Consider the following 26,052-nt stretch of genomic DNA (forward strand, 5'->3'; position numbering starts at 1 on the left):
GAGTCACACCAACTGCTCGCCGATCAGCAGCACCGCCCCCAGCGCCGACACCCCGATCGCCGCCCAGCGCAGCCGTCGCGCGTCCAGGAAGCGGTTCACGTAGCGCGACAGTACGTAGCCGAGGATCGCGGCCGGTGCCAGCAGGGCGGACGCCAGGAGGGTGTGCGTACCGATGGCGCCCGTGGCCGCGAGCGTCGCGACGGAGAGCACCGAGCCGATGAGGAAGAACCCGCTCATGGTGCCGCGCAGCACCGGGGCGTCCTTACCCTGCCAGACCAGGGCCATCGGCGGGCCGCCGATGGAGGTCGCGGTGCCGAGGAGTCCCGACGCGGACCCGGCGAGGACCAGGACAGGGCGGTGCGGCCTGGGGGCCCAGCCGAAGCAGGTCAGTACGACGCCCAGGAGCACCACACCGGACAGCATCAGGGCGAGGCCCTGTGGCGGCAGCGCGGTCACGAGCAGCGCTCCCGCGACGGTGCCGGGCACCCGGCCGGCCAGTGCCCAGCCGGTGCCCCGCAGATCGATGTGCTGCCGCTCCGCCACCGTGACGAGGAGGGTGAGCACGCCCGCCTGGATGATCAGCGTTCCCGGTACGAGGGTGGGGTCCACGACGGCGACCACCGGCGCGGCGAGCATCCCCATGCCGAAGCCGATGGACGCCTGCAGACAGGCGGCGAACACCACCACGACCGCGACGACCAGATAGCCGGTGAGCGTCACAGCCCTTCCCCGCCCGCGGCCACCAGCCCTGAGGCGTCCTCCAGCGGGTGGAAGCAGGCCGCCGTGTGCCCCGGGTCCTGCGGGTCGACGGCCGGGTCGGGCGCGGCCGAGGCGCACGCGTCGGTCGCCTTCCAGCAGCGCGTACGGAAGCGGCACCCGGAGGGCGGCGAGAGCGGCGACGGCAACTCGCCCTGGAGGACGATGTGTTCGCGGCGCGCGTCCGCGTCCAGTGACGGCGCGGCCGACATCAGCGCCGAACTGTACGGGTGCAGGGCGCGCTCGAAGACGGACTCCGTGTCGCCCTGTTCCACGATGCCGCCGAGGTACATCACCAGCACGCGGTCCGCGACGTGCCGGACCACCGACAGGTCGTGCGAGATGAAGAGATAGCTGACGCCGAGCTGTCGCTGGAGGTCGTTGAGGAGGTTGAGCACCTGGGCCTGTACGGACAGGTCCAGCGCGGAGACCGGCTCGTCGCAGATGATCACGTCGGGGGAGAGGGCGAGGGCGCGGGCGATCCCGATGCGCTGACGCTGGCCGCCGGAGAACTCCTGCGGGTAGCGCCGCTCGTCGCCCTTGCGCAGCCCCACGAGGTCCAGCAACTCCCGTATACGGGCCGAGCGCTCGCCCGCCGTGGGGTACAGCGACTTGTGGGTGCGCCACGGTTCGCCGATGATCTCGCCGGCCGTCATCCGGGCGTTGAGCGAGGCGAACGGGTCCTGGAACACCATCTGCACCCGGCGCCGCCACGCCAGCAGCTCCGCCCCCTTGAGCGCGAACGGGTCCACGCCGTCGAAGCGGACGCTGCCGTCGTCGGGCCGCTCCAGCATGAGCAGCGTGCGGGCCAGCGTGGACTTGCCGCAGCCCGACTCCCCGACGAGGCCGAGGGTCTCGCCGCGCTTCAGATCGAAGGAGATGCCGTTCAGGGCGCGCAGCCGGCGGCCCTTGCCGGCGCCCTGGGCCTGGAACGTCTTGGTGAGTTCGCGTACTTGGAGAAGCGGCTTGTCGGTCATCGGGTCACCTCGTCGGAGAAGTGGCAGGCGGCCGTGCGGCCCGGCGCGACCTCCGCGGGTTCGGGGCGCCGCGTGCGGCACAGGTCGCGCACCAGCGGGCAGCGGTCCTGGTAGACGCAGCCGGGCGGGATCGAGTGCAGGTCCGGCGGGGCGCCGCCGATGGACCTCAGCTCCTCGCCGCGGGCGGCGTGCACCGGCACCGAGTCCAACAGGCCCTTCGTATACGGGTGGCGGGGTGCGCCGAACACCTCGCGCACGGGGCCCGACTCGACGACCGTGCCCGCGTACATCACCACGACCTCGTCGGCCTGCTCGGAGACGAGGGCCAGGTCGTGGGTGATCAGTACGACGCTCATGTCCCGCTCCGCGCGCAGGTCCCGCAGCAGCTGCATGATCTGCGCCTGCACGGTCACGTCGAGCGCGGTCGTCGGCTCGTCGGCGAGGAGTACGGACGGCGAGAGCGCCACCGCGATGGCGATCAGGAGGCGCTGGCGCATACCGCCGGAGAACTGGTGCGGATAGGCGTCCACCCGGCTCTCCGGCTCCGGGATGCCGACCCGGGCCATCAGCGCGATCGCTTCCTTGCGGGCCTGTCTGCGGGACATGCCGCGGTGGATCCGGAACGGCTCGGCGAGCTGGGTGCCCACCGTGTAGACCGGGTTCAGGGCGGTGAGCGCGTCCTGGAAGACGATGGCGAGTTCAGGTCCCGCGAGCGCGCGCCGGGTCCGCTCGTCGGCGGCGACCAGGTCGGTGCCATCGAGCAGTACCCGGCCCCCGCTCACCTCGGCGGCCGGGTCGAGCAGCGACACGATGGCCTGCGCGGTCATCGACTTGCCGCAGCCGGACTCGCCGAGCAGCGCGAGTGTCCGGCCGCGCCGCGCCTGGAAACTGACCTGGTCCACGGCGCGTACGGTGCCGTGCGGGGTGCGGATGTCGACGCTGAGGCCGGTCACCTCAAGGGCGGTGTCCGTGGCGGTGGCGGTCACGACTGGGCCTCCTGGGGAGCCGGAGCGGTGCGGGCGGCGCGGGCCGCGCGGCGGCGCGCCTTGCGGGGCAGCGTGAGGCGCCAGCGCTGCGCGGGGTCGGTGGCGAGCCGTGCCCAGGAGGCGAGCACCGTCGCGGAGACCGTCGTGACGACGATGGCGAGCCCGGGGAAGAAGGTCAGCCACCACGCGCTCTGCAGATACGTCCGTCCCTGCGAGACCATCAACCCCCAGCTCACATCGGGTGGTTGGATGCCGATGCCGAGGAAGCTCAGCGAGGACTCCGCGAGCATCACGTAACAGAATTCGAGCGTCGCGAGGGTCAGCAGCGTCGGCAGCACGATCGGGAACACATGCCGGCGGATGATCGCCCCGCTGGACGTGCCGAAGGTCCGCGCCGCGTCGACGAACAGGCGGCTCTGCAGCTCGGACGACTCCGACCGGGCGGTGCGCAGATAGACCGGGAGCCGGGTGACGGTCAGCACCAGGACGAGGTTGGCGACGCTCGGCGAGAAGACGTACAGCACGACGACCGCCATGAGCAGCGAAGGGAAGCTCATGATGACGTCGGCCACGCGCATCGCGACGGTCTCCCGGCGGCCGCGGTGGTACCCGGCCCACATGCCGATCACCGAGCCGACGGCCAGCGCGAACAGCACCGCGGGCACGGCGACGCTGAACGTGGTGCGGGCGGCGACGATCAGCCGCGCCAGCACGCTCTGGCCGAGCGGATCGGTGCCGAGGACGCCCAGCCAGCCGTGGTCGAGGGAGAACGGCGCCTGGTTGGCGTTCTTCAGGTCCTGCTCGGTAGCGGAGTCGCCGAGCAGTGGCGGGCCGAGGACCGCGGTGAGCGTGATCAGGACGAGCAGCACGGCCGCCACGGTGGCGACCTGGTCGCGCACCAGCATGCGCCACAGGGGGACTTGGCTGCTGCGCGGTGCCGCTTCCTCGACCTCCTTAGGAGGTGTGCCGGACGCGGAACCCACCGGCTTGTCGATCGAAGTACTCACGGCGTCCTCCTCAGGCCGTCGCCGTCTCGCGCACGCGCGCGTCGAGCAGCGCGTAGCAGACGTCGATGACGATGTTGAGCGCGAAGATGGTGATCGCGGTGATCAGCACCGCGGCCTGGAGCACCGCGAAGTCGCGGCCCAGGATGGAATCGATCATCAGCTTCCCGATGCCCGGCCAACCGAAGATCGTCTCCACCACCACGGCCCCGTTGACCAGCGAGACGGCGAGGTCGCCCGCCACGGTGAGCGCGGGCGCGGCGGCGTTGCGCAGCGCGTGATGGCTGACCACGCGGACGCTGCCGGCGCCCTTGCTGCGCGCCAGACGCACGTACGGGGCGGAGAGCGCGGAGACCATCGCGCCGCGCACCACCTGGGTGAGCACGCCGAGCGGCCGGATCACCAGCGTCGCCACTGGCAGCACCCACGAGAGCACGCCGTCGGTGACGCCGGAAGTGGGCAGCACGCCGAATGTCACGGCGAAGATCCATACGCCGGTGATCGCGAACCAGAAGTCGGGGACGCTCGCGGCGGTCATGGACAGGAACGAAGACACGCGGTCCGCAAGGGAGTTGGGCCGGAACGCCGCCCAGCTGCCGATGACCACCGCGCCGATGACGGCGATCAGCATGGTCGCGAAGGCGAGTTGCAGCGTGGCGGGGAAGGCCCGCAGCGCCATCGTCGCCGCGGATTCGCCGGTGCGCAGCGACTCACCGAAGTCGAGCTGGAAGACACCGCCGAAGTAGTCGGCGATCTGCTGCCAGATCGAGTCGTCGAAGCCGTTGCGGGCGGCGAAGGCGGCGCGCTGGGCCGGGGTGGCGGATTCGGGCAGGTACAAGGACGACGGATCGCCGGTGAGCCGCGCGAGGACGAAGACCCCGAGCAGCACCGCGAGCAGCGGCAGGATGCTGGTCAGCGTGCGGCGGCGTAGGAAGGGGAACATCGCTGTCCCTAGGTCGGAGGACGGGTGGGCACTTTCAGCCCCTGCGGCGATTGAGCAGCGGGGTCCGGGGCGGAGCCCCGTGACGTGGGATCAGTCGACGTGGCTGAACTCGGCGAGCCGCATCTCGTCGCCCGTCGCGGAGTTGGGCCGGTAACGAACCCCTTCGGCGAGCGCAGCGATCCCGTACATGTGCGCCACATAGGCGTACTGCGTCATCTCGTCCGGCTCCGCGGCGAAGACCCCGGCCAGCGCCCGCTGCCGCGCCTCCCCGGTGAGGGCCTCCGCGGCGCGGATCTTCCGGTCGAGGGCCGCCGTCCCGCCGGAGCTCTGGAAGCCCTTGCTCAGCAGGTACTGGTCCATGGAGAAGGCCGCGTCACCGGCCTGGTTCCCGTGCTGGATGAGCAGCAGGTACGGGCCCGTGTCCTTGGGGAAGGGGCGCTCCTGGAACTCGGTGCTGCCCGCCGTGTCCTTCATCTGGATCTTGACGTTGAGGCCGAGCTCCGCCAGCTCGTTCTGTATGACCTGCACGGTCTCGTCGACCTTCGGGAACAGGGCGGTGCGGCTGATCAGCCGGATCTGCCTGCCGGTGTCGACGCCGTCGGCCTTCGCCGCCGCGAGCAGCTTCCGCGCCTTGGCGAGGTCGGTCGGCCAGGGCTTCAGCCCCTTGTCGTACCCGGTGATCCCGGGGGGTACGAGCTGGGACGCGGCCTTGGCGTCGCCCTGGTAGAGGGAGTCGACGATGCCCTTGCGGTCGATCGCGTAGTTGATCGCCTTGCGCACCCGCTCGTCGTTCAGCGGCGCCTCGCCGAGCTGCATGCGCAGCGCGGTGGTCTCGTTGTTCGGGTACGTGACCGCGGTGTCGCCCGCCCCGTCCTGCGGGCCGAGCGAAGTGGCCACGTCCGCCTCGCCGTTGGTGACCATGGCGGCGCGGACACTGCCTTCGGGGCGCCACTGGTAGAGGGCCTTGCGGTAGTCCGGGGTCTCGCCCCAGTACCGCTTGTTGGCGGCGAGGGAGAGGCGCAGGCCCGGCTCCCAGTCGGCTATCCGGTACGGGCCCGTGCCGATGGGCTCGCGCACCTTCTTCTTGGCGTCGGTCGACGTCGGCACCATCTCGATGAAGGAGAGCCGCAGCGGCAGGATCGGGTCCGCCTCCGGGGTCGTCACCTTCAGGGTGCGGGCGTCGGGCGTCGACAGCTTCACGTCCATGTCCCCGAAGACGTAGCCCTCGACGTTGCAGCCGAGCTTCGAGTTGACCGCGCGGTCGATGGAGTACGCGGCGTCCTTCGCGTCGAACCGCGAACCGTCGCTGAACCGGACGCCCTCGCGGACGGTGTACGTCCACTGGGTGTCGGAGGTGCGCTTCCAGGAGGTCGCGAGCTTCGGTACCAACTTCCCGGAGCGCGGGTCGCGTTCGGTCAGTGGCTCGGTGATGTTGGAGCGCACCACCACGCCGGTGGAGGTCAGCGAGGACTCGCAGGGCTCCAGCGTGGGCGGCTCCTCCGGCAGGACCACGCGCAGCGTGTCCTTGCCCGCCGTCGCCGACGCGCTGTTGGCCACGGTGCAGCCACTTGCGGCGAGCGTGCAGACGAGCGTCAGAACGAGAGCCCGACCGGGGATGGGAACAGGGGGCATGGGGCTTCCTCCACCGCGACAGGCACCAGCATGTCCACGGATGTAGACGCCGTTTCAATTTGTGGACGCACGGTAAGTGTGGGTTCTGAGACGCGTCAAGAGATTGCGCAGGCGCGGGAGTTGGGCGCGAGGGCCGCGAGCGACGGGAAATGACGTTCTTATATGTAGACGCCATTCCTATCCATGATCGAGGTCTGCTAGCTTGCGGCCAGCCGGCCTCGTCCGCCAACGACCTTGGAGATGCCCCATGGCCCGTTTCTCGCCCGATGATCTGCGCCGCGCCCTGGGCTCCGGCCTGCTCTCCTTCCCCGTCACCCACACCACCCCCGACCACGCCTTCGACGAGCCGGCCTACCGCGCGCACCTGCAGCGCCTGGCCGGGTACGACGTGGCGGGCCTCTTCGCCCCGGGTGGCACCGGCGAGTTCTTCTCGCTCAGCCACACCGACGTCGACGCCGTGCTGCGGGCGACCGTCGCCGAGGTGCCGGACGGTCTTCCGGTCATCGGAGCGGCCGGATACGGCACGGCGACCGCGGTGGAGATGGCCCGGCGGGCGGAGGAGGGCGGGGCCGACGGCCTCCTGCTGCTGCCGCCCTACCTCACCGAGGTCGGGCAGGACGGGCTCTACGAACACGTGGCCCGGGTCTGCGCGGCCACCTCGCTCGGCGTGATCGTCTACCACCGGGCCAACGCCCGCTTCAAGGCAGCGACCGTCGACCGCCTCGTCGCACGCTTCCCGAACTTCATCGGGTTCAAGGACGGCGTCTGCGACATCGACCTCATGGCCCGGCTGCACGCCGAACACGACGGGCGCCTCGTCCTCATCGGCGGCCTCCCGACGGCCGAGACCTACGCCCTGCCCTACCTCGAACTCGGCGCCACCACCTACTCGTCGGCCATCTTCAACTTCGCCCCGCAATGGGCCTGCGACTTCTACGCGGCCGTGCGCGCCCACGACAAGGCGCAGGTCTACGACCGGCTGCGCGAGTTCGTCCTGCCGTACATTGCCCTGCGCGACCGGCAGCCCGGCTACGCGGTGTCGATCGTGAAGGCCGGCCTCACGGTCTCCGGCCACGGCGCGGGCCCGGTGCGCCCGCCGCTGACCGACCTCACCGAGGCCGAGCACACCGAACTCGCCGCGCTCGTCAAGAAAGTGATCTGAACCGGCCCTGGACCGCGATCCGGTCCGGGAAGGAGCCCTTGCATGACCACGTCCACCACCGCCACCACCACCGTCGGCCGCGTCCTCGCCGTCGGCTCGCTCAAGCCCTCGCTCGCCCAGACGCTCAGCACCACATACGACGCTCTCGTCCTTCCGAAGGAAGGACCGGAACGCGACAGTTTCCTCACCGAGTACGGGGGTGAGATCGGCGTCGTCGTCACCTCGGGCCGCGCCGGGGTCGCCGCCGAGCTCATGACCGCCCTGCCGCGCCTCGGCGCCGTCGTCAACTTCGGGGTCGGCTACGACACCACCGACGTCGACCTCGCCCTGGAACGCGGCATCGTGGTCAGCAACACCCCCGACGTGCTCACCGACTGCGTCGCCGACACCGCGCTCGGGCTGACGCTCGACGTGCTGCGCGGGATCTCCGCCGCCGACCGCTACGTACGCGCGGGGCGCTGGCCGGGCGAGGGGCCGGTCCCGCTGGCGCGGAGGGTCAGCGGGGCGCGGATCGGGGTGCTCGGCCTCGGCCGGATCGGCCGTGCCATCGCCACCCGGTTCGCCGCCCTGGGCTGCCCGATCAGCTATCACAGCCGCCGCGAGGTCCCCGGCGTCACGTACGCGTACGCGGCGACTCCCACAGAACTCGCCGCTTCTGTGGACGTATTGGTGATCGCCACCTCCGGTGGCGCCGCCACCAGCGGGCTCGTCTCCCGGGAGGTCCTTGAGGCGCTCGGCCCCGAGGGCTACCTCGTCAACATCGCGCGCGGCAGCGTGGTCGACGAAGAGGCGCTCGTCGACCTTCTGACCACCGGGGGCCTCGCGGGCGCGGGCCTGGACGTCTTCGCCGCCGAACCGCACGTACCGGAGCCGCTGCTCGCCCTGGACAACGTGGTGCTCACGCCCCACCTGGCCAGTGGCACCGTCCAGACCCGTGACGAGATGGAGCGGCTGACCCTGGACAACCTGGCCGCGTACCTGGCGCACGGGAAGCTGGTGACGCCGGTGCCCGAGATGGGCTGAGGCCCGTTTCGGGGCTTGGTTCGGCCATTGTCAGTGGCGTGGTGTGCAATGGATCTCGTGCCCGCGCTCGAAGAACCACTGAAGAAGGTGCTCGGCCCCGCCACCGCGAAGGTGATGGCCGAGCATCTAGGCCTGCACACGGTCGGTGACCTGCTCCATCACTACCCGCGCAGATACGCGGAGCGGGGCGAGCTCACCCGCCTCGCGGAGCTGCCGCTCGACGAGCACGTGACGGTCGTCGCGCAGGTCGCGACCGCCCGCATCCTGAAGTTCAACGGAGGCAGGGGCCAGCGCCTCGAAGTCACCATCACCGACGGCAGCGGCGAGCTCCAGCTCGTCTTCTTCGGCCGCGGTATCCACAAGCCGCACAAGGACCTGCTGCCCGGTACGCGCGCGATGTTCGCCGGCAAGGCCTCGGTCTTCAACCGGAAGATGCAACTGGCGCACCCCGCCTACCAGTTGCTCAACGCCGAGTCCTCCGACGAGGCCGCCGAAGCCGTCGGCTCGTGGGCCGGGGCCCTGCTGCCGATCTACCCGGCCACGGCCAAGCTGGAGTCCTGGAAGATCGCCAAGGCCGTCGACCTGGTGCTGCCCAGCGCGCGTGAGGCCGAGGACCCGCTGCCCGACTCGCTGCGCGAGGGCCGCGGCCTGGTCCCGCTGCCCGAGGCCCTGCTCAAGATCCACCGGCCGCACACCAAGGACGACGTCGCCGGCGCCCGAGCCCGCCTCAAGTGGGACGAGGCGTTCGTCCTCCAAGTGGCCCTCGCCCGGCGCCGCTTCGCGGAGACCCAGCTGACCGCCGTCGCCCGCGTGCCGCAGCAGAACGGGCTGCTGACCGCCTTCGACGCGAAGCTCCCCTTCACCCTCACCGACGGCCAGCAGAAGGTCTCCAAGGAGATCTTCGACGACCTGGCCACCGAGCACCCGATGCACCGGCTGCTCCAGGGAGAGGTGGGCAGCGGCAAGACGATGGTGGCGCTGCGCGCCATGCTCGCCGTCGTCGACGCGGGCGGTCAGGCCGCGATGCTCGCGCCCACCGAAGTCCTCGCCCAGCAGCACCACCGCTCCATCACCGAGATGATGGGCGAGCTGGCGCAGGGCGGGATGCTGGGCGGGGCCGAGCACGCCACCAAGGTCACCCTGCTCACCGGTTCCATGAACACCGCGGGGCGCCGCCAGGCCCTCCTCGACCTCGCCACCGCCGAAGCGGGCATCGTCATCGGCACGCACGCGCTGATCGAGGACAAGGTGCAGTTCCACGACCTGGGCCTGGTCGTCGTGGACGAGCAGCACCGCTTCGGTGTGGAGCAGCGCGACGCCCTGCGCTCGAAGGGCAAGCAGCCGCCGCACCTCCTGGTCATGACGGCGACGCCGATTCCGCGCACGGTCGCCATGACGGTCTTCGGTGACCTGGAGACGTCCGTGCTCGACCAGCTGCCGGCCGGCCGCTCGCCGATCGCCAGCCACGTCGTACCGGCCGCCGACAAGCCGCACTTCCTGGCCCGCGCCTGGGAGCGCGTACGGGAAGAGGTGAGCAACGGCCATCAGGCGTACGTCGTCTGCCCCCGCATCGGTGACGACGAGGACGAGAAGCCCAAGAAGGGCAAGAAGCAGTCCGCGGAGGACGAGGCGGAGAAGCGGCCCCCGCTCGCCGTGCTCGACGTCGCGGAGGACCTGGCGCACGGCCCGCTCCAGGGCCTCAAGGTCGAGGTCCTGCACGGCCGTATGCAGCCCGACGACAAGGACGCGGTGATGCGCCGCTTCGCCGCGGGCGAGACCGACGTCCTGGTGGCGACGACGGTCATCGAGGTCGGGGTGAACGTGCCGAACGCGACAGCGATGGTGATCATGGACGCCGACCGGTTCGGCGTCTCGCAGCTCCACCAGCTGCGCGGCCGCGTCGGCCGAGGCTCGGCTCCGGGCCTGTGCCTCCTGGTCACCGAGATGCCGGAGGCCGCCCCCGCGCGCGCCCGCCTCGGCGCCGTCGCCGCCACGCTCGACGGGTTCGAGCTCTCCCGCATCGACCTCGAACAGCGCCGCGAGGGCGACGTCCTCGGCCAGGCCCAGTCCGGCGTCCGCTCGTCCCTCCGGATGCTCGCCGTGATCGAGGACGAGGAGATCATCGCGGAGGCGCGGGAGGAGGCGACGAAGGTGGTTTCTGCAGACCCGGAACTGGAGGCATTGCCGGCCCTGCGAGTAGCGCTGGACGCCCTCCTCGACGAGGAACGAGAGCAGTACCTGGACAAGGGCTGACCCCATCAAGCCCAGCCGGCGTTTGAGGCGCGGGGTCCGGGGCGGAGCCCCGTGGCGTGCTGCCCGCCAGGCGAGGTGTGTCGGGGTCCTGACAGACTGGACCTGCAGTGACGTGACCGCAGAAGTCGTACGGAAGACAAGGACGTAGCCCGATGACCCGCGTGATCGCCGGTACCGCCGGCGGACGCCGCCTCGCGGTGCCGCCGGGCAACGGCACCCGGCCCACCTCCGACCGGGCGCGCGAGGCCCTCTTCTCCACCTGGCAGGCACTGCTCGGCGGCAGCCTCGACGGCACCCGCGTCGCCGACCTGTACGCGGGCTCCGGCGCCGTCGCCCTGGAGGCGCTCTCCCGCGGCGCCGCACACGCGCTGCTCGTCGAGGCGGACGCCCGCGCCGCCCGCACCATCCGCGAGAACATCCGCGCGATCGGCCTGCCGGGCGCAGAGGCACGTACCGGAAAAGCGGAGCAAATCGTCGCGGGCCCGCCCCCAACTGCCCCCTACGACCTGGTCTTTCTCGACCCTCCGTACGCCGTCTCCGACGACGATCTTCGCGAGATTCTGCTCACACTCCGGACGCGGGGCTGGCTCACGGACGAAGCGCTCGTCACCGTGGAACGCAGCACCAGAGGCGGCGAATTCCGGTGGCCGGACGGCTTCGAGGGCCTGAGGTCCCGTCGCTACGGCGAGGGCACGTTTTGGTACGGTCGCGCCGCCTTGAACACCACCCTCACGTGCGACGACGCACGATGACCGGACCGGAGAGCGAGGGACTTCCCGTGCGCCGCGCAGTCTGTCCGGGGTCGTTCGACCCCATCACCAACGGCCACCTCGACATCATTGCCAGAGCCTCCAAGCTCTACGACGTCGTGCACGTCGCGGTGATGATCAACCAGTCCAAGAAGGGACTGTTCGAGGTCGAGGAGCGGATCGAACTGATCCGCGAGGTCACGGCCGAGTTCGGCAACGTGGAGGTGGAGGCCTTCCACGGCCTCCTCGTCGACTTCTGCAAGCAGCGCGACATCCCGGCCATCGTCAAGGGCCTGCGCGCCGTCAGCGACTTCGACTACGAGCTGCAGATGGCCCAGATGAACAACGGCCTGTCCGGCGTGGAGACCCTCTTCGTCCCCACCAATCCGACGTACAGCTTCCTGTCGTCCTCCCTGGTGAAGGAGGTCGCGGCCTGGGGCGGCGACGTCTCGCACCTGGTCCCGCCGCTGGTCCACGAGGCCCTGACGGAGCGCCTTCCCAAGAAGTGACGCGCACGCGCACGTTGGGCTTACAGTCGTCTCGTCCGTCTCCAACACCCCAGCCAAACCGGCGTCTAGACGAGAGAGTGGCGAGCACACGGTGGACGTGCAGAAGAAGCTCGACGACATCGTCGGCACGGTCGGCGGCGCGCGCTCGATGCCCATGTCGGCCTCGTGCGTGATCAACCGCGCCGACCTGCTCGCGATGCTCGAAGAAGTGCGCCAGGCGCTGCCCGGCTCCCTCGCCCAGGCCCAGGAGCTCATCGGCGGCCGCGAGCAGATGGTCGAGCAGGCCCACGCGGAGGCCGAGCAGATCATCGAGACCGCGCGGGCCGAGCGCGGCACCCTGGTCGCCGACACGGAGATCGCCCGCCGCGCCCAGGCCGAGGCCGACCGGATCCTCACCGAGGCCCGTCAGGAGGCCGAGGAGGTCCGCGCGGAGGCCGACGACTACGTCGACTCCAAGCTGGCCAACTTCGAGGTCGTCCTCAACAAGACGCTCGGCTCGGTCGGCCGTGGCCGCGAGAAGCTGCTCGGCACCGGGCCCGGCGTCGACGAGGCGGGCTACGAGGACGAGGACGCCCCCGAGCGCAGCCACGACCCGGAGACGCTGCGCCGGGACGCCGACACGTATGTGGACACCAAGCTCGGCGCCTTCGAGGCGGTGCTCGCCAAGACCCTGGACGCCGTCGGCAAGGGCCGGCAGAAGCTGCACGGCCGCATCGCCAGCGACGACCTCGGCACGCTGACCGTGGACGGCGAGGGGCAGCCGCACACCAGCGACGCCGACTACCTCGCGGGTCTCGCCGAGATCGGCGACGCCCAGGTCAGGCAGCCGGCCGCCCCGCAGATGCCGCAGATCCCGTCCCAGGCCCCCGAGCCCGCGCCCGCGTACGCACAGCAGACCCAGGACCCGTACGCCGGCTACCAGCAGCAGCACTACGGCCAGCAGGACTCCTACGGCACCTACCAGCAGGACCCGTACGCGGCGTACCAGCAGGACCCGTACGCGTACCAGCAGCAACAGCAGCAGGACCCCTACGCGTACCAGCAGCAGCACCAGCAGGCCCAGCCGCAGCAGGCCCAGGACAGCGCGCTCGACGAGACGAGTCTCTTCGACACGAGCATGATCAGCCTGGAGCAGATGCGGCAGTACGAGCAGGGGCGCTGAGCCGGTCCGGGGGCAGATTGGGCCGTGAGCGAATGGTCCAGTACCCTGGTTGTTCGGCCGCGCGTAGCACGTGCGTTCCGAGCTGCCCGGAAAAAATCGGGGCGGCAAACCCCCACGTGAGCTTCGAAGAACGAAAGCAGGACCAGCCCTGAACACCCACCTCGACCACCGCAACCCGTTCGTGTTCGATACGCACGAGCTGGGTCGGCGTCCTGGTGCCATGCAGCGGCTGTCCCGCACGATCGACGCTCCCAAGGAGTTCGGCCTCCTGGGAGTCATCGAGGTGCCGGAAGGTGCCCCGGTGGAGCTCGACCTCCGCCTGGAGTCGGTCATGGAAGGGGTGCTTGTCACAGGCACCGCCCGTGCATCGGCCAAGGGGGAGTGCGTAAGGTGTCTGGAGCCGCTCGCCCAAGAGGTCGATGCGGACTTCCAGGAGATGTTCTCGTACCCTGACGCCGACGACCGGGGCCGCGTGAAAGCGGAACCGGCCGACGACGCCGAGGAAGACGAGGACAGGCTCTTTCTCGAGGGCGGCTTGTTCGACCTCGAGGCGGTGCTGCGTGATGCGGTGGTGCTCGCACTGCCGATGCAGCCGGTGTGCCAGGAAGACTGTGAAGGTCTGTGCTCCGAGTGCGGAGTGCGGCTTTCGGACGAGCCGGGCCACCATCACGACGCCGTCGACATCCGTTGGGCGGCTTTGCAGGGACTCGCTGAATCCATCCAGGACGGCGAGAAGGACGAGATGAGCGGCGCCGAAGCGCAAGCGGGCGTCGACGAGAAGCAGGAGAAGTAGCCGTGGCTGTTCCGAAGCGGAAGATGTCGCGCAGCAACACGCGCCACCGCCGGTCGCAGTGGAAGGCTGCGGTCCCCACCTTGGTTTCGTGTGAGCGTTGCCAGGAGCCCAAGCTGCAGCACATCGCGTGCCCTGCTTGCGGCACCTACAACAAGCGCCAGGTCCTCGAGGTCTGAGCGGCTGGTGAGAGGCACAGTGTCTAACGCCAAGAAGAACTCTCCCCGCGCAAGCGGGGGTGACCCGGTGGACACCACAGCCTCGTCCCACACGCTTCTGGAAGGGCGGCTCGGGTACAAGCTCGAGTCCGCCCTTCTGGTGCGCGCGCTGACGCACCGCTCGTACGCGTATGAGAACGGCGGCCTGCCGACGAACGAGCGCCTGGAATTCCTGGGCGACTCGGTCCTCGGCCTCGTGGTCACCGACACTCTCTACCGCACTCACCCCGACCTGCCGGAAGGCCAATTGGCCAAACTGCGGGCCGCGGTGGTCAATTCGCGTGCACTTGCGGAGGTCAGCCGCGGGCTCGACCTGGGCTCCTTCATCCGGCTCGGCCGGGGCGAAGAGGGCACGGGCGGCCGGGACAAGGCGTCGATTCTCGCCGACACCCTTGAAGCGGTGATCGGTGCGGTGTACCTGGACCAGGGGCTGGACGCGGCGGGCGAACTCGTCCACCGGCTGTTCGACCCGCTCATCGAGAAGTCCTCGAATCTCGGTGCCGGCCTGGACTGGAAGACCAGTCTCCAGGAGCTGACGGCGACGGAGGGACTCGGCGTGCCCGAGTACCTGGTCACCGAAACCGGCCCGGATCACGAGAAGACCTTCACTGCTGCCGCCCGCGTCGGAGGCGTCTCGTACGGCACCGGCACCGGCCGCAGCAAGAAGGAAGCGGAGCAGCAGGCCGCTGAGTCCGCGTGGCGTGCGATTCGCGCTGCCGCGGATGATCGGGCGGAGGCTGCGGAGGTCGTTGACACGGCTCCCGGAGCGTAAGCGCTCTGCTTCCTGAGCCCGTTCCCACCGGCCCACCCGGTGGGAACGGGCTTCGCATTTCCCCGCTCCTGGGGTTCCGCCCCAGACCCCGCTCCTCAAACGCCGGAGGGGCTTGAATATTGCCCACCCGCTCCCGTCCGGAGGACCCCGTGCCAGAGCTGCCCGAAGTAGAGGTCGTTCGGCGGGGGCTTGAGCGGTGGGTGGCGCATCGGACCGTCGCCGAGGTCGAGGTGCTGCACCCGCGCTCCGTGCGCCGGCACATCGCGGGCGGCCCGGACTTCGCGTCCCGGCTCAAGGGACGGACGATCGGCGCGCCGAGCCGCCGCGGCAAGTATCTGTGGCTGCCACTGGAGGGCTCGCACACCTCCGTGCTCGCCCACCTCGGCATGAGCGGCCAGCTCCTGGTGCAGCCGCACGACGCCCCCGACGAGAAGCACCTGCGCATCCGGGTCCGCTTCGCCGACGCTCTCGGCACCGAGCTGCGCTTCGTCGACCAGCGCACCTTCGGCGGGCTCTCGCTGCACGACACCGATGCGGCGGGCCTGCCCGACGTCATCGCGCACATCGCCCGCGACCCCCTCGACGCGCTCTTCGACGACGCCGCGTTCCACACCGCGCTGCGCGCGAAGCGCAGCACCATCAAGCGGGCCCTGCTCGACCAGTCCCTCATCAGCGGCGTCGGCAACATCTACGCGGACGAAGCACTGTGGCGCGCGAAGCTGCACTACGAGCGCCCCACGGCGTCGTTCACGCGCCCCCGCACGGCCGAACTCCTGGGCCACGTAAGGGACGTGATGAACGCGGCGCTGAGCGTCGGCGGGACGAGCTTCGACTCCCTGTACGTGAATGTGAACGGGGAGTCGGGCTACTTCGACCGGTCCCTCGACGCGTACGGGCGCGAAGGGCTGCCGTGCCGGCGCTGTTCGACGCCCATGCGGCGGCGCGCGTGGATGAACAGGTCCAGCTACTACTGCCCGCGCTGCCAGCGCCCGCCGCGTACGGTCGCGTAGGCAGTCCGCTACGCGTCAGTAGCCGAAGTCCTGCGTCCACCACGGCCCGCCCGAGGCGAAGTGCACGCCGACGCCCAGGGTCTTGAAGTCGCAGTTCAGGATGTTCGCCTTGTGGCCGGGGCTGTTCATCCAGGAGTCCATGACCGACTGGGCGTTGGCCTGGCCGCGGGCGATGTTCTCGCCGCCGAGGTCCGTGATGCCCGCTTCCTTGGCGCGGTCCCAGGGCGTCGCCCCGTCCGGATCCGTGTGGTCGAAGAAGTCCCGCGAGGCCATGTCGTCGCTGAACGCCGTGGCGAGCGAGGCGAGGCCGCTGTCCGCCGTCACCGGGGAGCAACCCACCTTGGAGCGCTCCTGGTTGACGAGGGCGAGGACCTGGGTCGACGCCGCCTTCTCCGACGTGGTCGCCGAGCCGCCGCCCGCACCGGAGGGCGCCTTCGTCCGCGCCGGTGCCGCCGGGGCGGACGTCGACGGGCTCGCGCTCCTCGTCTTCGTACCGCTGTCGTCGGAGGAGCCGGACCGCCGCGGAGGCTTCGAAGGTTCGGAGGAGCGCGGCGCGGCGCTCGAAGCGGACCGGGACGGCGTCGCGGACGGCGTGGCCCGCTCGGTGTCACGGCTCGCGGCGGACGGCGCCCGGTCGTCGACCGCACCGCCCGTGCCGCCCTGCGCCGTGACATCGGGGGAGTCGGCGGCCTGCACCTTGCTGCCGCTGTCGCCGCCGAACTCGAAGCTCCCGCCCCCGGGTATCAGCCCGGTGGTCACCGCGACCGCGCCCATCGCGACCGCGGCCGAGGCACCGAGCAGACCGGTGCGCAGCGGGACGCCGTCGCGCCTCTTGCGGTGGTGGGAGGCGGCGGGCTGTGCGGGAGGAGGGGCGGGGTGTGGTGGGTACTCCGCGTAGCCCTGCGCAAAGTCGCTCGCGTGCGGGCGGCCGACGGCGGAGCGTCGGTGGCGTCCCATGTCCTGGCCTTCCTGGTCCTCTGGTCCTACCGGTCGTCGCGATCGTCACTGTGGTGCGTGCTTCTCACTCGTACGAGTGAGGCGCGATGGTCGGGGACGCTACCCCAACTCCCCAGTGCAGGAAGTGCTCCGAGTGCTTTTGGCCGGTTAGCGTGCACCCATGAACGAAGAAGTACGGATCACCGCCTGGGTGCGCGGACGCGTCCAACGTGTGGGTTTTCGGTGGTTCACCCGTGCACGTGCGCTGGAGATCGGCGGCCTGAGTGGTTTTGCTCTCAATCTGGACGACGGGCGTGTCCAAGTGGTCGCCGAGGGACCACGCGGCGGATGTCAGCAACTGCTCGACTGGCTCCACGGTGACGACACACCCGGCAGGGTCGACGGTGTGACTGAGATCTGGGACACGCCCCGCGGCGGCTACGACGGGTTTGCCATCCGCTGAGTCGTCACCGCAGGCGGGGCCGGTGGAGGGGGCGCGGGAAGCGCCGCCGGCACCTGCGTGCGGCAGAAACTCCCTGGTGGTTGCCAATAACAGGGACTCGTGGCAGGCTCCCCGGAGAACGGATGATCTCTACGCCCCCGGGCCCCGAACGTGAGGCCGTACCGCAGGTTCTGCGGTGCGAAGCCCCCGGTTTGCCCGCCAATACGGGGCGTGATCGTGTTGACCGTCAAACTTTTTGGTGAGACTCTGGAAGTCCCCGCGCACCTTAGCTGTTTGGCATGTGAGAACGGCAGCAATACAAGAAGTGCCAAGCACCGCGGGTGCGATTCCCTCACGACCCACACCGCTTCGGTCGGTCACTCATTGTGGAGGACCATCCATCATGGCAAAGGCGCTTCTCGGTTACGTCGGCGGCAGCGACCCGCGACTTCTCGCCGAGATGCGACGGCTCCAGCAGCGCGTCCAGGATCTTGAATCCGAGCTCGGCCGCATTCAGGCCGAGAACGACGAGCTCGCGGCTGCCGCTTCTCACGACTCTCTCATCGAGGGCATCGACGTACCCCAGGCGGAGCCTGCGCTCACCTGACCACTCCCAGCGTCCTGGGTGGTCGGCACCGCCCGTAACCAGCCGCTCGACAGTTATCCAAGGGACGCTTCGGCGTCCCTTCTTTCTTCTCGGCCGTGCCTCGTGGCGCCCCCGCGCACCGGTTTTCCCTGACGTTCTTTACGTCTGATGTGCCCTGCATGTTCACGGGTGAAACCGTGGGTTCATGGAGTGAGACAGGGGTGCCGGGTAGAGTCCGACGGCGTGCACCTCAAGGCCCTCACCCTGCGCGGGTTCAAATCGTTCGCCTCGGCCACCACATTGCGGTTCGAGCCGGGCATCACCTGTGTCGTGGGTCCCAACGGTTCGGGCAAGTCCAATGTCGTGGACGCCCTGAGCTGGGTCATGGGCGAGCAGGGCGCCAAGTCGCTGCGCGGCGGCAAGATGGAGGACGTCATCTTCGCCGGCACCACCGGGCGGCCGCCGCTCGGCCGCGCCGAGGTCTCGCTCACCATCGACAACTCCGACGGCGCGCTGCCCATCGAGTACGCCGAGGTCACCATCACGCGGATCATGTTCCGCAACGGCGGCAGCGAGTACCAGCTCAACGGCGACACCTGTCGACTTCTCGACATCCAGGAACTGTTGTCGGACTCCGGTATTGGCCGCGAGATGCACGTCATCGTCGGCCAGGGACAGCTCGACGGCGTACTGCACGCCGATCCCATGGGCCGTCGCGCCTTCATCGAGGAGGCCGCGGGCGTCCTCAAGCACCGCAAGCGCAAGGAGAAGGCGCTGCGGAAACTGGACGCGATGCAGGCCAACCTCTCGCGCGTACAGGATCTGACCGAAGAGCTGAGGCGGCAGCTGAAGCCGCTGGGCAGACAGGCCGCCGTCGCGCGGCGGGCCGCCGTGATCCAGGCCGACCTGCGCGACGCGCGGCTGCGGCTGCTCGCGGACGATCTCGTACGTCTGAGGGGAGCGCTCAGTGCCGAGGTCGCCGACGAGGCGGAGCTGAAGCGGCGCAGGGGCGCGGCCGAGGAGGAGCTGAAGAAGGCGCTGCTGCGTGAGGGGCACCTGGAGGACGCGGTCCGGCAGTTGACGCCCCGGCTGCAGCGGGCTCAGCAGTCCTGGTACGAGCTGTCGCAGCTGGCCGAGCGGGTGCGCGGGACGGTGTCGCTGGCCGACGCGCGGGTCAAGAGCGCCACGTCGGCGCCCGCGGAGGAGCGGCGCGGGCGTGACCCCGAGGACCTGGAGCGCGAGGCCGCGCGGGTGCGCGAACAGGAGGCCGAGCTCGAAGCGTCCCTTGAGGCGGCGCAGGTCGCCCTCGACGAGACGGTCTCCCACCGGGCGGACCTGGAGCGGGAGTTGGCGGTCGAGGAGCGCAGGCTCAAGGACGTGGCACGGGCCATCGCCGACCGGCGGGAGGGCCTCGCCCGCCTCCAGGGGCAGGTCAACGCCGCGCGCTCGCGGGCCGCTTCCGCACAGTCCGAGATCGACCGCCTCGCCGACTCCCGCGACGGGGCGGAGCAGCGGGCGGCCGCGGCGCAGGAGGAGTACGAGCAGCTACAGGCCGAGGTCGACGGGCTCGACGCCGGCGACGAGGAGCTGTCCGCGCGGCACGAGGAGGCCAAGGCCGCCCTCGCCGAGGCGGAGGCCGCGCTGAGCGCCGCGCGGGAGGCCGCCACGTCCGGGGAGCGGGGGCGCGCGGCGCTCGCGGCCCGGCACGAGGCGCTCGCGCTCGGACTGCGGCGCAAGGACGGCACGGGCGCGCTGCTCGACGCGAAGGACCGGCTGACCGGGCTGCTCGGCCCCGCCGCCGAGCTGCTGTCGGTGGCGCCCGGGTACGAGGTGCCGGTGGCGGCGGCGTTCGGCGCGGCGGCCGACGCGATCGCGGTGACCACGCCCGCCGCTGCCGCGGAAGCGATCCGCCTCCTGCGCAAACAGGACGGGGGGCGGGCGGCACTGCTCCTGACTTCGGACCAGGCCCCCGCCATTCAAGCCCCTGCGGCGATTGAGCAGCGGGGTCTGGGGCAGAGCCCCAGCGGTGCCGCGCAATCCACACCTCAGGGCCCCCCACCCGCCGCCGATCTGATCCGCGGCCCCGCCGAGCTGATGCCCGCCGTACAGCGGCTGCTGCAAGGCATCGTCGTCGTAGGGACGCTGGAGGACGCCGAGGACCTGGTCTACGCGCGACCCGAGCTGACCGCGGTGACCGCCGAAGGGGATCTGCTCGGGGCGCACTTCGCGCACGGCGGGTCGGCCGGGGCGCCCAGCCTCCTCGAAGTACAGGCGTCCGTCGACGAGGCCGCCGCCGAGCTGGAGGAACTGGCCGCCCAGTGCGAGCAGTGGGCCGAGGCGCAGCACGCCGCGGCCGACCGGCGCACCGAATGCGCCGCGCGCGTCGAGGAGTTGGGGCAGCAGCAGCGGGTCATGGAGCGTGAGCGGTCGGGCCGGGCGCAGCAGCTCGGCCGGCTCGCCGGGCAGGCCCGCGGCGCCGCGGGCGAGGCCGAGCGCAGCGCCGCCGCGGCGGCCAAGGCGCAGGACGCGCTGGAGAATGCCGTACTCGATGCCGAGGAGTTGGCCGAGCGGCTTGTCGTGGCCGAGGAGCAGCCCGCCGACGAGGAACCCGACACCTCCGTACGCGACCGCCTCTCCGCCGACGGGGCCAACGCGCGGCAGACGGAGATGGAGGCGCGCCTCCAGGTACGTACCCACGAGGAGCGCGTCAAGGGGCTCGCGGGGCGTGCCGACTCGCTCGACCGGGCCGCCCGCGCCGAGCGCGACGCACGCGCGCGTGCCGAGCGACAGCGCGCCCGCCGCCAGTACGAGGCGGCCGTCGCCGAGGCCGTCGCCTCCGGCGCCCGTCTGCTGCTCGCGCACGTCGAGGTGTCCATCACCCGGGCCGACGAGGAGCGGACCCTCGCCGAGCGGGCGAAGGCGGCGCGGGAGCAGGAACTGGGCACCGAGCGGGCCCGCGGCCGCGAACTCAAGGAAGAACTCGACAAGCTGACGGATTCGGTCCACAAGGGTGAGGTACTCGGCGCCGAGAAGCGGCTGCGGATCGAGCAGCTGGAGACCAAGGCGCTGGAGGAACTCGGTGTCGAACCGGCCGGACTTGTCGCGGACTACGGTCCCGACCAGCGCGTGCCGCCCTCGCTCCCCGCCGAGGGCGAGGAGCTGCCCGAGGACCCGGAACACCCGCGCAACCAGCCGCGCGCGTTCCACCGTTCGGAGCAGGAGAAGCGGCTCAAGTCCGCGGAGCGCGCGTACCAGCAGCTCGGCAAGGTCAACCCGCTCGCCCTCGAGGAGTTCGCGGCGCTGGAGGAGCGCCACAAGTTCCTCAGCGAGCAGTTGGAGGACCTGCGAAAGACCCGCGCCGATCTGCTTCAAGTGGTGAAGGAGGTCGACGAGCGCGTCGAGCAGGTCTTCACCGAGGCCTACCGGGACACGGCGCGTGAGTTCGAGGGCGTCTTCAGCCGGCTGTTCCCGGGCGGTGAGGGACGACTCGTCCTGACCGACCCCGAGAACATGCTCACGACGGGTGTCGATGTCGAGGCCCGCCCGCCGGGCAAGAAGGTCAAGCGACTCAGTCTGCTCTCGGGCGGCGAGCGGTCCCTGACCGCTGTGGCGCTGCTCGTCGCCATCTTCAAGGCTCGGCCGAGTCCGTTCTATGTGATGGACGAGGTGGAGGCCGCGCTCGACGACACCAACCTGCAGCGCCTCATCCGCATCATGCGGGAGCTCCAGGAGGCCTCGCAGCTCATCGTGATCACGCACCAGAAGCGCACGATGGAGGTCGCCGACGCGCTGTACGGCGTCTCCATGCAGGGCGACGGGGTGTCGAAGGTCATCAGTCAGCGGCTGAGCTAGAGCCGGTCCAGCCGAGCTGACCCCTCTACCAGTGTTCAAGTCTTGAACGCGTTGCGACACTCGCATGCCTGAAATTCACAGGACCCGAAGTATTGACTTCAAAACATGAAGGCATAGTCTCTGCAACGTTGCTTTTACCTTCAGGTGGTGGGCGGCGTGAAGGTATGCGCCACTGGAATCGCATCTGAAGGGCTCGCCCCCACCCCCGGCAGCGAGGCCGGTGGCCCGAGGAGTACATGTGACCAGCAGTGCGGCACCGCAAACGGGAGCCAGGCAGGAACAGCCCGGCAATCTTCGACGTGTCACCTTGATCGCGGCCGGTGCCGCCATGGGTGGCTTCCTCTTCGGCTACGACAGCTCAGTCATCAACGGAGCCGTCGAAGCCATCCGTGACCGGTGGGACATCGGCTCCGCGACCCTCGCCCAGGTCATCGCCATCGCGCTGCTCGGCTCAGCCATCGGCGCGGCGACCGCCGGGCGGATCGCCGACCGGATCGGCCGCGTGCGGTGCATGCAGATCGCGGCCGTGCTGTTCATCATCAGTGCCATCGGCTCGTCGATGCCGTTCGCGCTGTGGGACCTGATGGTGTGGCGCATCATCGGCGGATTCGCCATCGGCATGGCCTCGGTGCTCGGCCCGACCTACATCGCCGAGGTGGCGCCGCCGGCCTACCGCGGCCGGCTCGGTTCCTTCCAGCAGGCCGCCATCGTGCTCGGTATCGCGATCTCGCAGCTGGTCAACTACGGCCTGCTGAACGCGGCGGGCGGCGACCAGCGCGGTGAACTGCTCGGCCTGGAGGCCTGGCAGGTCATGCTCGGGATCATGGTGATCCCGGCCGCCCTGTACGGCGTGTTCACGTTCATGATCCCGGAGTCGCCGCGCTACCTGATCGCCAAGGGCCGCAGGGAAGAGGCCCACAGGGTCGTCCGGCAGGTCGAGGGCGACGGCGCCGACGCGGAGGCACGCATCGCCGAGATCGAGCACGGCATGAAGAACGAGCGTCTGTCGACCTTCCGGGACCTGAAGGGCAGCTTCATCTTCAAGCCGATCGTCTGGGTCGGTATCGGCCTCGCGGTCTTCCAGCAGTTCGTCGGCATCAACGTCGCGTTCTACTACTCCTCGACGCTGTGGCAGTCGGTCGGCGTCGACCCGACGGACTCGTTCTTCTACTCGTTCACGACGTCGATCATCAACATCATCGGTACCGTCGTGGCGATGCTCCTGATCGACCGGGTCGGCCGCAGGCCGCTCGCGCTCATCGGCTCCGTCGGCATGGTCATCGGTCTCGGCTGTGAGGCCTGGGCGTTCTCCTCCGACCTGGTCAACGGGCAGCTGCCGGCCACGCAGGGCTGGGTCGCCCTGATCGCCGCCCACTGGTTCGTCTTCTTCTTCGCGATGAGCTGGGGCGTCATCCTCTGGGTCATGGTCGGCGAGATGTTCCCGCCGAAGATCCGTGCCACCGCCATCGGCGTCGCGTCGATGTTCAACTGGCTCGCGAACTACCTCATCACCGCGACGTTCCCGTCCCTCTCCGACTGGAACCTGGGTGGCACGTACGTCATCTACACCGTGTTCGCGGCGCTCTCCATCCCCTTCACCCTGAAGTTCGTGAAGGAGTACAAGGGCAAGACGCTGGAGGAAGCCGAGACGGTCTGACCGTCGCCGCCTCCCCTCCGAGGACCCGGGGAGATGGGTCAAGTCCCCGCTGCCATCTCCCCGCTGCCGTCACTGCCCCGGCCGAAGGACCTACGACTGGTCCTTCAGCCGGGGCAGTACGTTTTCGCAGTACAGCTGGAGGCTGCGGCGGCCCTCGTCCAGGGGCATGCCGCCGGAGAGCGGATGCAGGATGTAGTTGTCGAGCCCCTGCGCCACGCACTCGTCGGGCGTGAGGATCCGGTACACGCCCTCGGCGCGCAGCTCCTCCACCGTCGAGGCCCCGGACTTCACCGCGGACTTGATGTCCCCCGACTGCCAGGACGCGTACGTCCGCGCCTCGTGCAGGAAGTGTTCGCCGTGCGTGGCCCAGGTGCGGTCCGGGTCCTCGGACAGGTGCAGGAGCGGGGTCACCTTCCCGGGCATCATGGTCCAGCCCTCGGTCCCGTACTCCTCAAGGCGTTCCTTGTAGTACGCCTCGATCTCCGGCAGATGCGCGCTCGGGAAGAAGGGGAGGCCGAGCCGGGCCGCCCGGCGCGCGGCCGCCTGTGAGGAGCCGCCGACCAGGAGCAGTGGGTGCGGCTGGGTGAACGGGCGCGGGGTGACGCGGACCCGGCGCCCGCGGAAGGTGAACTCCTCGCCGGTCCAGGCCTTGAGCAGCGTTTCCAGCAGCTCGTCCTGGAGCTTGCCGCGCCGCTTCCACTCCACGTCGAACTGTGCGTACTCCTCCGGCCGGTAGCCGATCCCGGAGACCGTCACCAGACGGCCGCCGCTGACCAGGTCGAGCACGGCGATGTCCTCGGCGAGGCGGAGCGGGTCGTGCAGCGGGCCGATGATCGCGGAGACGGTGACCGCGATGCGCTTCGTGGCCCCGAGGACGGCGCCCGCGAAGGTGAAGGGCGAGGGCAGCCAGTTGTTGGCGACGCCGTGGTGCTCCTCGGTCTGCACCGTGTCGATGCCCTGCTCGTCGGCGTAGCGGGCCATCTCGACGGCCGCCTGGTAGCGGGCGGCGAGCGTCTCGGGTGTGCCGGCGGGGTCGACGAGGTTGAACCGTACGACGGACACGGGCATGGAAAAGTCCCCCTCCGCGAGGCGTGGAGCCGGATGCGTGGAGGGGGACGTTAGCTGACGGAGCGTCAGGAGGCCATGGCCTCGGCGGCCTCGGACTCCTCCGGAGCCTTCGTGGTGTCGGCCGGCTTGGGCAGCGCCAGATACAGCAGGCCGGAGACGATGATCGTGACGACCCAGCCGAGACCGTACTCACCGACGAAGTTGTTCGTGGCGAGCGGCCCGGAGAACCAGGTCGACGACGTGAACAGCAGGCCGACGACCAGGCCGACCGCCCAGGCGACGCACGCGGCGGGGGAGAAGCCGCCCTTGTACCAGTAGGCGCTGGTGCGGGTGGTGTCGATCAGGGCCGCGGCGTCGTAGTGCCTGCGCTTGAACATGTCCGCGCCGAAGACGCCGACCCAGGCCGAGAAGGCCACGGCGAGCAGCGAGAGGAAGGAGATGAACGAGCCCATGAAGCTCGTCGCGACCAGCATCAGGATGGCGCCGAAGACCAGCGAGATCAGCGCGTTGATGGAGACGGCCCAGTGGCGCGGCACCTTGAAGCCGAGGGTCTGCGCCGTGAAGCCGGCCGAGTACATCGACATGGCGTTGATCAGCAGCATGCCGACCAGGGCGATCAGCAGGTACGGCACCGCGATCCACATCGGCAGGATCTCGCCGAGGAAGGAGACCGGGTCCTGGGCGGAGGCCAGGTCCGGGGTGGAGACCGCCATCACGGAGCCCATCAGGACCATCGGCAGCACGACGATGCCGGCGCCGCCGATCGAGTTCCCGATGATGCCCTTGGTGGAGGCGGTGCGCGGCAGATAGCGCGTGAAGTCGGGGGAGGACGGGATCCAGCTGACGCCACCCGCGGCGATCATGCCGATGCCCGCGACCATCAGGGACGTCTTCCCCGCGGGCTGCCCGAAGACCTCGGACCAGTCGGTGTTGATGACCAGGTAGACCAGCACCAGGACCGAGAAGATGCCGAACAGGAACGTCGCGTACTTGTTGCACATCTGCACGACGTTGATGCCGAGGCCCGAGATCGCGAACGTCACGCACACGAACAGCAGCAGGGTGAGGATCACCAGGAAGTTGTTCTGCTTGATGCCGAACAGGATGTCCAGGACGGTGAGCACGGCGTACGCGCCGGTCACCGCGTTGATCGTCTCCCAGCCCCAGCGTGCGACCCAGATCAGCGAGCCGGGCAGCAGATTGCCGCGCTGCCCGAACACCGCGCGGGACAGCGCCATGCCGGGCGCGCCGCCGCGCTTGCCGGCGATGCCGATCAGGCCCACGAGGCCGTACGACACGATCGGCGCCGCGATGGCGACGACGATGGCCTGCCAGAAGTTCAGCTTGTACGTCACGACGAGGCTGGCGCCCATCGTGAGCAGAAGCACGCTGATGTTGGCGGCGACCCAGGTGGGGAAGAGCTCGCGGGTCTTGGCGGTGCGCTCGGCGTCGGGGACGGGCTCGATGCCGCGTGTCTCCAGCGCGCCTTCGGCTTCGGCGGTCTTGCTCATGCGGTGGGGTTCCGTGCCTCTCGCTCGGCCCGGCCGTGGGGGACGGAGAGCCGG

At 70.1% G+C, this 26,052-nt stretch carries 23 protein-coding genes; 14 read left to right on the plus strand and 9 right to left on the minus strand.

Annotation, left to right across the window (positions count from 1 at the left end; translation table 11 throughout):
- Positions 1-3: 3 nt before the first annotated feature.
- From ACFYWS_RS33445 to ACFYWS_RS33470, 6 genes are all read right to left on the minus strand, one after another.
- Positions 4-720 (minus strand): sulfite exporter TauE/SafE family protein, encoded by a 717-nt coding sequence (locus tag ACFYWS_RS33445; RefSeq protein WP_389282675.1) that lies wholly within the window; start codon positions 718-720, stop codon positions 4-6.
- Positions 717-1,733, minus strand: a complete 1,017-nt coding sequence (locus ACFYWS_RS33450; protein WP_389282676.1) for an ABC transporter ATP-binding protein — start codon at positions 1,731-1,733, stop codon at positions 717-719. The genes ACFYWS_RS33445 and ACFYWS_RS33450 overlap by 4 nt, the downstream gene beginning before the upstream one ends.
- Positions 1,730-2,719 (minus strand): ABC transporter ATP-binding protein, encoded by a 990-nt coding sequence (locus tag ACFYWS_RS33455; protein ID WP_389282677.1) that lies wholly within the window; start codon positions 2,717-2,719, stop codon positions 1,730-1,732. The genes ACFYWS_RS33450 and ACFYWS_RS33455 overlap by 4 nt, the downstream gene beginning before the upstream one ends.
- Positions 2,716-3,726 carry an ABC transporter permease gene (locus tag ACFYWS_RS33460; RefSeq protein WP_389282679.1) on the minus strand — a complete coding sequence of 337 codons (1,011 nt, stop codon included), beginning with the start codon at positions 3,724-3,726 and terminating at the stop codon, positions 2,716-2,718. The genes ACFYWS_RS33455 and ACFYWS_RS33460 overlap by 4 nt, the downstream gene beginning before the upstream one ends.
- A 10-nt stretch (positions 3,727-3,736) precedes the next feature.
- Entirely contained in the window at positions 3,737-4,666 is a 930-nt protein-coding gene (locus ACFYWS_RS33465) for an ABC transporter permease (RefSeq protein ID WP_389282680.1), read from the minus strand.
- A gap of 90 nt (positions 4,667-4,756) precedes the next feature.
- Positions 4,757-6,298, minus strand: a complete 1,542-nt coding sequence (locus ACFYWS_RS33470) for an ABC transporter substrate-binding protein (RefSeq protein WP_389282682.1) — start codon at positions 6,296-6,298, stop codon at positions 4,757-4,759.
- A gap of 247 nt (positions 6,299-6,545) precedes the next feature.
- Here ACFYWS_RS33470 and kdgD point away from each other — a divergent pair, with 247 nt between their 5' ends.
- From kdgD to mutM, 10 genes are all read left to right on the plus strand, one after another.
- On the plus strand, positions 6,546-7,460 hold the full coding sequence (kdgD, locus tag ACFYWS_RS33475) for a 5-dehydro-4-deoxyglucarate dehydratase (RefSeq protein WP_389282683.1): 915 nt from the start codon (positions 6,546-6,548) through the stop codon (positions 7,458-7,460).
- Between the two features lie 42 nt (positions 7,461-7,502).
- Positions 7,503-8,483 carry a 2-hydroxyacid dehydrogenase gene (locus ACFYWS_RS33480; protein WP_389282685.1) on the plus strand — a complete coding sequence of 327 codons (981 nt, stop codon included), beginning with the start codon at positions 7,503-7,505 and terminating at the stop codon, positions 8,481-8,483.
- A gap of 48 nt (positions 8,484-8,531) precedes the next feature.
- Entirely contained in the window at positions 8,532-10,736 is a 2,205-nt protein-coding gene (gene recG, locus ACFYWS_RS33485; protein ID WP_389282687.1) for an ATP-dependent DNA helicase RecG, read from the plus strand.
- 152 nt (positions 10,737-10,888) lie between these two features.
- Positions 10,889-11,488, plus strand: a complete 600-nt coding sequence (gene rsmD, locus ACFYWS_RS33490) for a 16S rRNA (guanine(966)-N(2))-methyltransferase RsmD (RefSeq protein ID WP_389282689.1) — start codon at positions 10,889-10,891, stop codon at positions 11,486-11,488.
- A gap of 26 nt (positions 11,489-11,514) precedes the next feature.
- A complete protein-coding gene (gene coaD / locus ACFYWS_RS33495) occupies positions 11,515-11,994 on the plus strand; it encodes a pantetheine-phosphate adenylyltransferase (RefSeq protein WP_389282690.1) in 480 nt (159 codons plus the stop codon).
- 91 nt (positions 11,995-12,085) lie between these two features.
- Positions 12,086-13,156: a cell division initiation protein gene (locus tag ACFYWS_RS33500; protein WP_389282692.1), complete on the plus strand. Its 1,071-nt coding sequence runs from the start codon at positions 12,086-12,088 to the stop codon at positions 13,154-13,156.
- 148 nt (positions 13,157-13,304) lie between these two features.
- A complete protein-coding gene (locus ACFYWS_RS33505; RefSeq protein WP_389282799.1) occupies positions 13,305-13,949 on the plus strand; it encodes a YceD family protein in 645 nt (214 codons plus the stop codon).
- 2 nt (positions 13,950-13,951) lie between these two features.
- Entirely contained in the window at positions 13,952-14,125 is a 174-nt protein-coding gene (rpmF, locus tag ACFYWS_RS33510) for a 50S ribosomal protein L32 (RefSeq protein WP_030361955.1), read from the plus strand.
- A gap of 7 nt (positions 14,126-14,132) precedes the next feature.
- Positions 14,133-14,936, plus strand: a complete 804-nt coding sequence (gene rnc / locus ACFYWS_RS33515; protein ID WP_389282693.1) for a ribonuclease III — start codon at positions 14,133-14,135, stop codon at positions 14,934-14,936.
- A 149-nt stretch (positions 14,937-15,085) separates the two neighbouring features.
- Positions 15,086-15,946 carry a bifunctional DNA-formamidopyrimidine glycosylase/DNA-(apurinic or apyrimidinic site) lyase gene (gene mutM, locus ACFYWS_RS33520; RefSeq protein WP_389282695.1) on the plus strand — a complete coding sequence of 287 codons (861 nt, stop codon included), beginning with the start codon at positions 15,086-15,088 and terminating at the stop codon, positions 15,944-15,946.
- A gap of 15 nt (positions 15,947-15,961) precedes the next feature.
- On the opposite strand, the gene ACFYWS_RS33525 is transcribed toward mutM, so the two are convergent.
- Positions 15,962-16,903 (minus strand): CAP domain-containing protein, encoded by a 942-nt coding sequence (locus tag ACFYWS_RS33525; protein WP_389282697.1) that lies wholly within the window; start codon positions 16,901-16,903, stop codon positions 15,962-15,964.
- 160 nt (positions 16,904-17,063) lie between these two features.
- On the opposite strand from ACFYWS_RS33525, the gene ACFYWS_RS33530 reads away from it, so the two are divergent.
- From ACFYWS_RS33530 to ACFYWS_RS33545, 4 genes are all read left to right on the plus strand, one after another.
- Positions 17,064-17,345, plus strand: a complete 282-nt coding sequence (locus ACFYWS_RS33530; protein WP_389282699.1) for an acylphosphatase — start codon at positions 17,064-17,066, stop codon at positions 17,343-17,345.
- A 382-nt stretch (positions 17,346-17,727) separates the two neighbouring features.
- Positions 17,728-17,931, plus strand: coding sequence for a hypothetical protein (locus ACFYWS_RS33535; protein ID WP_266714564.1), 204 nt, complete (start codon positions 17,728-17,730; stop codon positions 17,929-17,931).
- Between the two features lie 222 nt (positions 17,932-18,153).
- Complete coding sequence (gene smc / locus ACFYWS_RS33540; protein WP_389282701.1) at positions 18,154-21,762, plus strand: chromosome segregation protein SMC; 3,609 nt, start codon at positions 18,154-18,156, stop codon at positions 21,760-21,762.
- 238 nt (positions 21,763-22,000) lie between these two features.
- The gene (locus ACFYWS_RS33545; RefSeq protein ID WP_389282703.1) at positions 22,001-23,419 is read left to right on the plus strand and encodes a sugar porter family MFS transporter; all 1,419 of its coding nucleotides are present in this window, start codon (positions 22,001-22,003) and stop codon (positions 23,417-23,419) included.
- A 90-nt stretch (positions 23,420-23,509) separates the two neighbouring features.
- Here ACFYWS_RS33545 and ACFYWS_RS33550 read toward each other — a convergent pair whose 3' ends face one another.
- The gene (locus tag ACFYWS_RS33550) at positions 23,510-24,487 is read right to left on the minus strand and encodes an LLM class flavin-dependent oxidoreductase (RefSeq protein WP_389282705.1); all 978 of its coding nucleotides are present in this window, start codon (positions 24,485-24,487) and stop codon (positions 23,510-23,512) included.
- Positions 24,488-24,552: 65 nt separating this feature from the next.
- On the minus strand, positions 24,553-25,998 hold the full coding sequence (locus tag ACFYWS_RS33555) for a cytosine permease (RefSeq protein ID WP_389282706.1): 1,446 nt from the start codon (positions 25,996-25,998) through the stop codon (positions 24,553-24,555).
- Positions 25,999-26,052: the final 54 nt, after the last annotated feature.

Source organism: Streptomyces sp. NPDC002795, assembly GCF_042888725.1.
Taxonomy (GTDB): Bacteria; Actinomycetota; Actinomycetes; order Streptomycetales; family Streptomycetaceae; genus Streptomyces.